The sequence below is a fragment of the Methylomonas rosea genome, from assembly GCF_024505055.1.
GTDB classification, from domain to species: Bacteria; Pseudomonadota; Gammaproteobacteria; order Methylococcales; family Methylomonadaceae; genus Methylomonas; species Methylomonas rosea.
The window spans coordinates 1-11720 of sequence record NZ_JANIBL010000020.1 but is presented as its reverse complement, the minus strand read 5'-3'; the positions used below and the strand labels follow the sequence as shown (position 1 = coordinate 11720).

Genomic DNA, 11720 nt, shown 5'->3' with positions numbered 1-11720 from the left:
GCATTTTATCAGGCTGGCGGCGGTGACACGCGGCTAAAGCATTTGCCCTAGTTATAGTTGATCGCCGCCCGGCGCTTGGGCTACGGCCTGATCGAGTAGTCGTTCGAACTGATCGGCCGGAACCGGTCTGGAAATTAAATAGCCCTGGCCGTAATCGCAGCCCATGCGATTTAATAGATCGTATTGCTCCTGGGTCTCTATCCCTTCCGCGACGACTTTAATGCCTAGCTTGTGCGCCATCACTACAATGGCTTCGCACAAGGCCATGTCGCTGGAGCCGGCCACCAGACTCCTGACAAAAGCTTGGTCGATCTTGATGTAATCGATGTCGAATTTTTTCAAATAGGCCAAGGACGAATAACCGGTGCCAAAATCGTCCAGAGCCACCTGCATGCCGGCATCCCGAAACGCCAGCAGTTGCTCGCGCGTGCTGTTGCTGGCGTCCAATATCAAGCCTTCGGTAATTTCGACAATCACGCTCCGGCCTGGTAGTTCCAGTTCCCGCAGCAATACTATCCATTGATTGGCTTCCATGGCTTGCTTGCGGAACTGCACCGGCGATTTATTCACGCTGATCTGGAAATCCGGATGATAGCGTTGCCGCCACTGCTTGGCCTGACGCACGGCGGTATCGAAAACCCAATCGCCAATGTCGACGATAACCCCGGTATCTTCGGCAACCGGAATAAATTCGGCCGGGCTAACCATTCCGAGCGTCGGATGCTGCCAACGCAGCAGGGCTTCGGCTTTGGCGATGGTGCCGCTGGCAAATTCGATGATCGGTTGGTAATGCAGTAAAAACTGCTGCCGGGCCAGCGCGCCGTGCAAATCATTGGCCAGCCTCATGCGCAACTGGGCGTTCTGCTGCATCAGAGCAGTAAAATAATGGTAGCGGTCGCGGCCCTGATTTTTGGCGGCGTACATCGCCTGATCGGCATTTTTTAATAATGAATCGGTGTCGAGCGCGTCGTCCGGATACAGGGCAATGCCTATACTCCCGGAAATATAGGCCGTCTCGTTTCCCAAACGAAACGGTTCCGCCAAGCGCTGCAAAATATTTCTGGCGATCCGGTTCACACCATCGACCTGATCCAACTCGCCCAAAATCACGGTGAATTCATCGCCGCCTAGCCTGGCGATGCTGTCGCAATCCCGTACGCAGCCGCTGATACGCCGCGCCGCTTCCTTCAACAACACATCGCCCATGAAGTGGCCCATGCTGTCGTTGACATCCTTGAAACGGTCCAGGTCCAGAAACATCAATGCCACATGCTGACCGTGCCTAAAAGCCTTTTTGATTTCCTGATTGAGCCTATCTAAAAACATATTCCGATTCGGCAATCCGGTCAACGGATCGAAATTAGCTTGCCGCCAAATCAATTCTTCGGATTTTTTACGGTCGGTAATATCCGCTATCAAGGCCACCCGTCGGTGCACTCCGCCGCTCTCATTCAGAATGGAATTGATGGTTACCCACTGTATGCAATCCTCGCCGTTCTTGCGGCGGCCGCTGATTTCGCCGGCCCACTGCCCATGAGTATTGATAACCCGCAAGACAGTTTTATAGAAAGCCTGATCATGATGCTCCGTGTTGCCGCCGACAAAGGCGCGGCCTATCACTTCGTCCGCCGAATAACCGGTTACCGTGGTGAATGCCGGATTAACCGTGATGATAGTGCCCGTGGCATCGGTAACCATCATCGCCTCGCTGCTGTTCAAATACACCAAGGCGGCCAGTTGCATTTCCTCTTCGGCACTTTTCCGCGCGGTAATGTCCTCGTACACGCCCAAGACGCCAATGGTCTGGTGTTGCAAATTACGTAAGGGCACCCTTGAGGTTCTCAAATGCATGGTTTTACCTGCCGGACCTAATAGCGTTTCTTCGTAATTCAATTTTGCCGTATTACTCTCTATGACCTGTTTATCGTCCGCTCGATACAAGTGCGCCAAATCTCGCCAAACCAATTGCTCATCCGACTTACCGATCAATTCGGCGGGGCTATCCAGCCCGGCATCCTTACTGAAGGCTAAATTGGCGCCCAGATAACGGTAACTAAGGTCTTTCCAGAACACCCGGCTGGGGATGGTGTTGATGACGGTTTGCAGCATGTTTACCGAGTCGGCTAATTTATGCATCGCCTCCAGGCGCTCGGAAATGTCGCGCAAGATCAGTAATTGATTGCCTGCCAAGCTATCGCCCAACAAGACGATATCGATTAATACCATCCGGCACCTGCCATCCTTGCAACACACTTTCAATTCCCCAGTTCGACTGGACTCGCCCGCAGAGTGAGGGACACGCTGATAACCATGCCAATTAGCGATGACTTGCTGCCGATATTCGGCCTGGGGATGGGCATGCCACCACCATTCCGCCAAGGTCGGAATATCGGCCAAGGTATAACCAAAGGTTTTAACAAAAGCGGAGTTCAAATAACTGATATTGCCCTGACTATCATGCAGCGCATAGGCAATCGGCGACTCTTCGATAATCGCGTGAAACTTGGCTTCGCTGCCCGACAGCGCCTGGTGCGCTTGATAGAGCCTCTGGTAAGGCAGTTGGATGCTATTGAGAAATACCGAGCGATAGATCAGGCCATAGGCGACCACCTTGTAGACATGGCCGAGCAGAATATATAAATCGGTCACGCTGGCATAAAAGGTCACGAACAATTCGCTCATGGCCATGATAGCTGCCGCTGCGGCCAATCCAGCCGGATCGTAGGAATGTTGGCGGCGGGCTTGGAGTAAATAGCCGATGGCACTGAGAGCATAGACGCCGGCCAATAAATATTCGCAGGCTTTTTTAAAAGACGTTAAGCCCTGAACTGCATCAAAGGTGCGCGGTAACCAGTCCTGATGGAAAAACACCAGCCAGCAACTCAGGGCAATATAGAGCAGCACACCGCTCAACATCAACGAACGCGATACCGGTGTTATTTGCCTACTCGGCACCCACAATCCCATCACTAAGCCTAGCGCCGCAAAGCCGCGGGCCATTAGCCAAAAAGCGATGGCTTTTTCCGGATCGCTTTCGGTGATAAAGGCCGGCATGCCGCTGAAAGACAGGGTATGCATTAAATCGAGGACCGCCACGCCTAAGAAACAGCAGGCCAGCATCATGAATCCGGCGGAGTTTTCCTTTTGATAAACGCTCCAACCCACGGCGAAAACCAATGCGGAAATCACGATGGAAAAGCCTTCCATCAAGGTATGCACGCCCAAGGACTGGCTGAAAAACGGCCGTAAGGATTCCGATAGCGGAAAATACAAGCTAAGCAACTGCGCAAGTAAAAGTAGTAGCACCGTCCAAAGCAGAGGCCTGACCTGGTTTTGTTCGCTATATTGCTCCACAGTGTTCCCTTGCTGTTTGCCGGTCTGCCGACATTATGTAGACTTAAGTCTGTTAGCGGCTAGTGTTATTGTTATGTTCTGTCGATAGTGCTATGGGTACTGTCAATTCATCAGCAGGAGCATTCAATACGCCAGAGCCCGCCAATGTTGTCTAAGTTTGTCGATTTGCGCGACATCCAGTTGCGCGGTGCGGGAATGCTCCCGGCATAAGGCGCCGCGAAATCCCAAATAATCCGGACTTAACTGCACCAAACCCGCTACATCGCCGACGCGCAAGGAACCGGCCAAACCACTTAGCAAGCCCAGACTGGCGACTCTATCGACAAACATCTGCAATTCGTCGAGCGTCATCAACCGGGTCAATGAACCGAGTTGTTTATCGGCGGTATCCAGCATCACCCCGCGAAAACCGGCCTTGGCTAAGACATCGATAATCGAAAAATCCGGCCGGGTATCGGCAAATAATACCGCTACCAAGGCCACGCCCTGCTCGGCAAGCGTTTGTAATCCCGCAATGCAGGTTTGCCAATCGCCGCCCGGAAAAAAGCCGATTTTCACATAATTCACCCCGGTAGCGGCCATGGCTTGCACGGCCGGCAGGATCAATTCGGGCTGCATCGGTAAATCGCCGATAGTGGCGCTAACACAGCTACCCGGTTGCATGCGGCGGACAATCTCGGCAACCACGGCAACATCCAAGGCACCCAACGCACCGCGAGCCGGTTGTTTTAAATCGATAATATCGACGGCGGCGGCTTCGACCAACAAAGCTTCGGCCAAACTATTCACGCTTGCCAACATCGCTGTCATGCTTGCACTCCCCGGCGATGTTGCTCGATAGCCGTCATTAACCAATTCCAGGCTTCCCGTTCCCGCTCACCGGCGGTTTTATCCAGACCGATGCGTAAATAATCCAGCTCGGCTTGAATTTTCTCCCAGGGCAATCTATCCAGCCGGCTGATTAATATCGCCGCTTCCAGCACCGAATATTGTGCCCGGTTAAAGCCTTGAAACGGCTTATGATTGACCGTGTGCACGGCCCGGCAAAATAGTTTGGGCCGGGTGTCGTCGTCTTCGATCCGGACCAGGTTCAGTTCGGTATGTGCCAAGCTGTCGGCTAAATAATACCCTGCGACTTGTCGGGCGGGCAATACGGGCCAGTCCCTACGCCCGGTCAGACAACCGGCAAAAATCCGCACATCGTCGCAATAATTGATGACAGCGGTTTTGTTAGCCAGCAGATTATCCAGCGTGGTCGAAGGCCGAAACGGCAGGATAATGTATTGATCTTGTTCAACATGCACCCCCATCGGCGCGATGTGCGTATCGCCTTGCAGATTGACGGTGGTGACGAGGGTTTCTTGAATCATGGTTGTTTAGGTCTATCCTGAAGCGTGAAATGTTGCCGGTTTACCAGCAAACCAACGCGCAATTTTAATCTCGCCGGCTACCCTTAGGGATTTTTTTTCCAGCCGGCGCATGCAGGATGCATTTTCGATCACCATTAACCAGGCCACACGCTTATGCACGCCATAGATATTGCCGACTTATCGATTTTGCTGATCGAACCTTCGACCACACAGCTAAAAGTCATCATGCAGCATTTACGCGACGAAGGGATTGCCAAAATCGAAGGGGTTTCCAATGCTAAGGCGGCGCTGGAAAGCTTGCACAATCATCGCCCTGATCTGATTATCAGCAGCCTGTATCTGCCGGATATGATGGCCACCGAACTGGTCGAACATCTGCGCGGCGACGAGGCTTTGAGTCATGTGCCCTTCATGTTGATATCCAGCGAATCCAGCTTCGATGTACTGGACACCATTCGCCAGGCCGGCGTAGTAGCGATTTTGCCTAAGCCGTTTGCGCATGACGATTTAAGAAACGCCTTACGGGCGACTATCGAGTTTATCGATCCGCAAGAAATCAGCCTGGAACATTACGACATCGAAAATGTGCGGGTCTTGGTGGTTGACGACAGCCCGCTGGCCCGCAAGCACATCAGCCGAGTGTTGAACAATATGGGCATCGTCAAGATCACCCAGGCCCAGGACGGCAAGGAAGGCGTTGATGTATTCGCTCGAGACCAAAACGCCTTCGACCTGATCGTCACCGATTACAATATGCCGGTGATGGACGGCCAGCAGTTGATCAAAACCATCCGCCAGGATTTAGGCAATTCCATCGTACCGATCTTGATGGTCACCAGCGAAGAAAACGAAACCCGCCTCAGCAATGTGCATAAAGCCGGGGTCTCGGCCATTTGCGACAAACCTTTCGATCCGCAGACCGTGAAGGAAATGTTGTTTCGGGTGCTTGAACCGGATTGAAAACAACCAGCTCCGATTGCTAAGACTTACCTTCCAAACTTGTCTAGCGGCAACTGCCTATTGACGATTGCGAACTGTATTCACGGCCCTCGCCTGTCTTTTTTCCAAACCTCCCAGAACTTGCAGGCCTGCCTTAGTAAGTGTCCATAGTGCGAATTCTGGAGCACCTTTTACCTATTCCGCATCCTTCCTATATCCACCGCCAACCCTATGGCATGATCAGCCAGTTTCTATTTTCTGTACTTGCATCACCCTTATCAGCAGCACTATACTGCCCATAAAAGCAGTAACCATAAAAACAGCATGAAACCACTTACCGACCGCCAACAAGATATCCTGAACTTCATCGAGCGCAGCCTGATGCAGGACGGCTTTCCACCGACTATCGCCGAAATCGCCGCTGCGTTTGGTGTGCGCTCTACCAACAGCATCCGTGGTCACTTACAGGCTTTGGCGCGTAAGGGCGCAATCGAATTGGTGCCGGCCGCATCGCGCGGCATTCGCCTACTTAAACCCACCCCAGATCCCAACCAAGGCTTACCGCTGGTCGGCCGGGTGGCGGCGGGCCAGCCAATTCTGGCCGAAGAACATATCGAGCGCTATTGCCGTCTGGGACCGGAGTTATTCGATAACCGCGCCGATTATCTGTTACGCGTACAAGGCATGAGTATGCGCGATGCCGGCATTCTGGACGGCGATCTATTAGCCGTGCAACGCACGCCGGAAGCCCGCAACGGCCAGATCGTCGTGGCGCGGATTCACGACGAAGCTACGGTAAAACGATTGCGTCTGGACAGCAAAACGCATATGGCTTATCTGGAGCCGGCCAATCCGGATTTCCAGATCATCGAAGTAAATTTACAACGCGAGCCGCTGGTGATCGAAGGCGTGGTGGTCGGCGTTATTCGCAGCGAGCTATGAGTGCAAACGCCTTAGACCAACTTTTGCGCTCGCAAACCGGTGTCTGGCGCGGATTACGTTCGGAACACCAAAATTGGCCGGTCATTCCTTCCGGCTTTGCGGAACTGGATGCTTTGCTGCCTGGAGGCGGCTGGCCGCTGGGCGGCGTACTGGAGATATTCTCGCCCTGCTTGGGGATTGGTGAGTTAAGTCTGTTGCTGCCCGCTATGTCCTATATCACCCAAACCAAACGCTGGATAGCCTGGATCGCGCCGCCACAGCAAGCTTACGCACCGGCCTTGGCACAGGCCGGCATTGATTTAGCTTATGTTCTGGTAGTGGATTGCCGGCAAGAGGCAGACATCCCCTGGAGTCTGGAAAAACTGCTGCGTAGCGGCCGCTGCGGTATGACCTTGGCCTGGCCGCGCCGGCTCAGCGATCATCAAATTCGCCGCTTACAACTGGCCGCCGAAGCCGGCTCCGCGTTGGCAGTGCTCTATCCAAAGCAACCTAGCGGCGCCGGTTACACGGCATTGCGTTTGGAAATCAAACCTGTGGAGACCGGCCTGGCTTTACACATTTTGAAAGCGCGCGGCAGTTTGCAACGCGCGTCATTAATCTTGCCGCTATAAGAAAACAATGGCTGCAACTGCCAGGGCGCTATCGCCAACGCCGACAGACCGAGTCGATACCTTCGTAAAACCCAACGCGGCCACTAGCCCACTTTGGCTATGCGCGTATTTCCCCGACTTGGCTTTGGCAGCGCTGCATCTGGATTTAGATCAGGCCGTCGCCTGTTCGGCGCATAGCAAAGGCCAAACTCGTTTATATGCGGTCTCGGAACCAGCCCGGCAAGCCGGCGTCGAACCGGGCATGGCCCCCGCTGCAGCATTAGCCCTGTGTCCCGGCTTGAGTATTCGTAACCGCGATCCGCTCGCCGAACGCCAGGCTTTACAGCAACTAGCCGAAATTGCGCTGGATTTCAGCCCCTGGGTCAGCCTGGATCAACCGGACTGCTTGCTGCTGGAAATTCGTTCCTGTCTGACCCTATTCGGCGGCATAGAGCGCTTACAAGATAAGCTAAGAACGGCATTGCAAACCGCTAGGCATCACCCGCTAATCGCCATTAGCCCGTCCCCAACGGCTAGCGTCTTACTAGCAAGACTAAGCCTGGAAACTATTGTCACGGACCGCCAGGCCTTGCGTTCGGCATTGGGTCCGCTGCCCGTCGCCGCTCTGGAGCTGGACGATAAAATCTTACACCGGCTATTCCGCACGGGTATTCGCCAACTCACCGACTTGTGGCGCTTGCCGCGCGACGGCCTGGCCAAGCGCTATGGCGCCGTGTTATTGCAACAACTGGATAGACTGGCCGGCCAGCAAACTCAAATTTTGCAGGCCTTCCATAGGCCGCCAAGCTTCCAGGCCAGCAGAGAGATGCCGATCGAGCTGGAACGTATCGAACATTTCTTTCCGGCTGTCGAACAACTGGCCGGCGAATTTGCTGCGTTTCTAAAAAGCCGCGATGCCACGACATTAGGCATCTCCCTGCAACTGCACCATTATGACCTTCCCGCTACTCGCTTAACACTGGATTTTCGCGCCGGCAGTCGCGATCCGAAACACTGGTGCGGCTTGCTGTACGAAAAGCTGGAACGCTCGCCGTTACCGGCCCCGGTGCTGGCCCTTACCTTACTCAGCGCAGCCATAATTCCGTTTCAGCCGGAGCGCTTCAGCCTGTTCGACGACAGTGAACAACCTAACAGCGAAACGGAATGGCAAGCTGTTTTGGATCAATTACAAGCCCGACTGGGACATCACGCCTTGAAGTTTCCGGGAACGCAAGCCGACCATCGCCCGGAGCGCGCGATGACCAATACCCCAAGCCTGCTAAACGCAAACCCTGGTTTACCGCTACGGCCGTTGTGGCTGCTACCTAATCCCGCCCCGTTACGGCTCGGCGATATTTGCTTACTATCGGCAGCGGAACGCATCGAATCGGGCTGGTGGGACGATCAATCTATGCGCCGCGACTACTACATTGGCAAAGATGCGCACGGCCGCAAGCTATGGGTTTATCGCGACTTAAACGCCAAACAGCAGTGGTTTTTGCATGGCTTATTCGGCTGAAACCACCACACCGGACAGCAGCTTTGCCGAACTGCATTGTCTGTCCAACTTTAGTTTCCTGCGCGGCGCCTCGCACCCGGAAGAGCTGGTCGAGGAAGCTGCCAGGCTGGGTTATCAAGCCTTGGCATTGACCGACGAATGTTCGCTGGCCGGCGTGGTACGCGCACATCTGGCAGCCCGCAAACACCAGATTAAACTGATCATCGGCAGCGAATTTGTGTTGGACGACGGTCTAAAACTGGTTTTGCTGGCCACCGATAGAACCAGCTACGGCAATCTATCCGCGTTGATCACCCTCGCCCGCCGTCAAGCCGAAAAGGGCAGTTATCGGCTGGCTAGAACCGATTTAGCCGCACACTTTCCACAAGGTTGTCTGGCGATCTGGTTAGCCAACACCCAACACAGGGTGGACGACGGGCAATGGCTGAAGCAGTTATTTGCAGACGACCTGTGGCTAGGTATCGGCATTTTTCTATCCGGCCACGACGAAACCTGTTTACGAGAAGCCGAAGCCACCGCCCGGCAACTGGACATCCCGATAGTCGCCTGCAACGACGTGCATATGCACCACCGCTCTCGCCGCGCTTTGCAAGATACGCTCACCGCAATTCGCCTCGGCCAACCTCTTGCACAATTGGGCTATGCCTTATTCGCCAACGGCGAGCGGCATCTACGCCCCCGCCCCCGGTTGGCCGAACTTTATCCGCCGGAATGGTTGCAACAAACCTTGGTTATCGCCGAACGTTGCCAGTTTTCGTTGGACGAATTGCGCTACGAGTATCCGCAAGAACTGGTGCCGACTGGTCATACACCCACTTCCTGGCTACGACAACTGACTGAAACCGGCATCCAAAACCGCTGGCCGCACGGCCTGCCGGAAAAAGTGCGCCAACAAATCGAGCACGAACTAAGCCTGATCGCCGACCTGGCTTACGAGCCTTATTTTCTGACCGTGCATGACATCGTCAGATACGCCCGCGAACAAGGTATTCTTTGCCAAGGCCGCGGCTCGGCGGCCAATTCGGCGGTGTGTTTTTGTTTGGGCATCACCGAAGTCGATCCGGCCCGGATGAATCTGTTGTTCGAACGCTTCCTGTCCCGCGAGCGCAACGAGCCGCCGGACATTGATGTGGATTTCGAGCACGAGCGCCGCGAGCAAGTGATTCAATACATCTACCAAAAATATGGCCGGCATCGCGCGGCCTTGGCCGCTACGGTGATTACTTACCGGACGCGCAGCGCGGTGCGCGATGTCGGTAAAGCCTTGGGCCTGAATCTGGCTCAGGTGGAACGCCTGGCCGATAGCGTGGATCGCTGGGATGGCTATCAGCTAATGCCGGAATCTTTAAAAGAATGCGGCTTCGACCCGGACAGCCCCATCGTGCAACGCCTGGCCGTGCTGGTTCAGCAAATCAAAGGCTTTCCGCGCCATCTGTCGCAACACGTCGGCGGCTTTGTGATCGCTCGCGACGAATTATCAAGATTGGTGCCGGTGGAAAATGCGACGATGGCTAACCGCACCGTAATCCAATGGGAAAAAGACGATCTGGAAGCGATGGGCTTATTGAAGGTCGACGTGCTGGCGCTGGGCATGCTCAGCGCGATTCGTAAGGCTCTGGTATATCTTGGTCAATATTGCCGGCCACCCGTTTTTCCTTACGAAACCAAGCCCCTTCGCCCGCCAAAGGCTGTCGTAAAAGTCAAAACGGAACCCTCTCCCCACGTGAGAGGGCTGGGTGAGGGCTCGAAAATCAATGCTTTAGCTTATTCGAATCCCCTCACCCCAACCCTCTCCCGCGAGGAGAGGGAGCTTTTACAACAGCCTCCCGAGGAAAAATGGCCTGTTTCGACTGTAATCTCAGCTACCGAAGAAACCGACTCACCCAACATCACCTGGACCCTGGCCGACATTCCCGCCGAAGACCCGGCCGTGTACGCGATGCTGCAACAAGCCGACAGCATCGGCGTGTTCCAAGTCGAATCGCGGGCACAAATGACTATGCTGCCGCGCTTGAAGCCGGAAAATTATTACGATCTGGTTATCGAAATCGCCATAGTCCGCCCCGGCCCGATTCAAGGCGAGATGGTGCACCCCTATCTAGCTCGACGTAAAGGCTTAGAACCGGTGGATTATCCGAGCCCAGAAGTAAAAGCCGTGTTGGAACGCACGCTGGGCATTCCCATTTTTCAAGAACAAGTCATGCAACTGGCCATGGTCGCCGCCGGTTTTAGCGCTGACGAAGCCGATCAACTGCGCCGAGCCATGGCGGCCTGGAAACGCAAAGGTGGGCTGGAACCGTTCGAACGCAAATTACTGGACGGCATGCGGGCGCGAGGATATAGCCAAGAATTCGCCCAGCGGATTTTTCAGCAAATCAAAGGCTTTGGCGATTACGGTTTTCCGGAGTCGCATTCGGCCAGCTTTGCCTTGCTGGCTTACGTCTCGGCCTGGTTGAAACGCCATCATCCGGCAGCGTTTTGTTGCGCCTTGCTGAACAGCCAACCAATGGGCTTTTACGGCCCATCGCAACTGTTGCAGGATGCTCGCCGCCATGGCGTGGAGGTAAGGCCGGTAGATGTGCAAGCCAGTCAAAGTCAATGTTCATTGGAATTTCCCGCAAACGCCGCGCCGGCCTTACGTTTGGGTTTTAATCAAGTTAAGGGCTTGTCGCAGTCGGTGGCGACCAAGATTGTCCAAGCCCGAGGCCGGCAACCATTTACCAGCGTCACCGATCTAGCGGCTCGCGCCGGTTTGGACAGACAGGATTTGGAATACTTGGCAGCGGCCGATGCGTTGAAAAGTCTGGCCGGCAACAGGCATCGCGCCTTTTGGGCCGCCGGCGGCGTGGAAGCTCTCACACCGGTATTTGGTACGCCTGAAATTGCCGAAGCCACACCGCTGTTAAAAACGCCCAAACCGGGCCAGGAGGTATTGGCGGACTATGCCAGCATCCGGCTCAGCCTGCGCGAGCATCCGCTGGGCCTGCTGCGCGAACGCCTGCGCCG

General features: G+C 54.7%; 8 protein-coding genes. 5 read left to right on the top strand and 3 right to left on the bottom strand.

What is annotated here, in order from left to right; all coding sequences use genetic code 11:
• Nucleotides 1–51 precede the first annotated feature (51 nt).
• From NP589_RS08250 to NP589_RS08240, 3 genes are all read right to left on the bottom strand, one after another.
• Entirely contained in the window at nucleotides 52–3354 is a 3303-nt protein-coding gene (locus NP589_RS08250; protein WP_256606550.1) for a bifunctional diguanylate cyclase/phosphodiesterase, read from the bottom strand.
• Between the two features lie 123 nt (nucleotides 3355–3477).
• The gene (locus NP589_RS08245) at nucleotides 3478–4164 is read right to left on the bottom strand and encodes a (5-formylfuran-3-yl)methyl phosphate synthase (protein WP_256606549.1); all 687 of its coding nucleotides are present in this window, start codon (nucleotides 4162–4164) and stop codon (nucleotides 3478–3480) included.
• Nucleotides 4161–4724 (bottom strand): DUF447 domain-containing protein, encoded by a 564-nt coding sequence (locus NP589_RS08240; RefSeq protein ID WP_256606548.1) that lies wholly within the window; start codon nucleotides 4722–4724, stop codon nucleotides 4161–4163. The genes NP589_RS08245 and NP589_RS08240 overlap by 4 nt, the downstream gene beginning before the upstream one ends.
• A gap of 153 nt (nucleotides 4725–4877) precedes the next feature.
• On the opposite strand from NP589_RS08240, the gene NP589_RS08235 reads away from it, so the two are divergent.
• From NP589_RS08235 to NP589_RS08215, 5 genes are all read left to right on the top strand, one after another.
• The gene (locus tag NP589_RS08235; RefSeq protein ID WP_256606547.1) at nucleotides 4878–5684 is read left to right on the top strand and encodes a response regulator; all 807 of its coding nucleotides are present in this window, start codon (nucleotides 4878–4880) and stop codon (nucleotides 5682–5684) included.
• Between the two features lie 303 nt (nucleotides 5685–5987).
• Nucleotides 5988–6605, top strand: a complete 618-nt coding sequence (lexA, locus tag NP589_RS08230; protein ID WP_256606546.1) for a transcriptional repressor LexA — start codon at nucleotides 5988–5990, stop codon at nucleotides 6603–6605.
• Nucleotides 6602–7216, top strand: a complete 615-nt coding sequence (imuA, locus tag NP589_RS08225; RefSeq protein WP_256606545.1) for a translesion DNA synthesis-associated protein ImuA — start codon at nucleotides 6602–6604, stop codon at nucleotides 7214–7216. The genes lexA and imuA overlap by 4 nt, the downstream gene beginning before the upstream one ends.
• Before the next feature lie 7 nt (nucleotides 7217–7223).
• Nucleotides 7224–8714, top strand: coding sequence for a Y-family DNA polymerase (locus tag NP589_RS08220; RefSeq protein WP_256606544.1), 1491 nt, complete (start codon nucleotides 7224–7226; stop codon nucleotides 8712–8714).
• Nucleotides 8698–11720 (top strand): error-prone DNA polymerase (locus NP589_RS08215; RefSeq protein WP_256606543.1); only part of this gene is annotated, 3023 nt, incomplete at its 3' end. The genes NP589_RS08220 and NP589_RS08215, both read left to right, overlap by 17 nt.

Excerpts from the sequence above, each read along its gene's own strand:
- NP589_RS08245 (WP_256606549.1), bottom strand. The coding sequence starts at position 4,164 with ATGACAGCGATGTTGGCAAGCGTGAATAGTTTGGCCGAAGCTTTGTTG.
- NP589_RS08240 (WP_256606548.1), bottom strand. The coding sequence starts at position 4,724 with ATGATTCAAGAAACCCTCGTCACCACCGTCAATCTGCAAGGCGATACG.
- NP589_RS08235 (WP_256606547.1), top strand. The coding sequence starts at position 4,878 with ATGCACGCCATAGATATTGCCGACTTATCGATTTTGCTGATCGAACCT.
- lexA (WP_256606546.1), top strand. The coding sequence starts at position 5,988 with ATGAAACCACTTACCGACCGCCAACAAGATATCCTGAACTTCATCGAG.
- imuA (WP_256606545.1), top strand. The coding sequence starts at position 6,602 with ATGAGTGCAAACGCCTTAGACCAACTTTTGCGCTCGCAAACCGGTGTC.
- NP589_RS08220 (WP_256606544.1), top strand. The coding sequence starts at position 7,224 with ATGGCTGCAACTGCCAGGGCGCTATCGCCAACGCCGACAGACCGAGTC.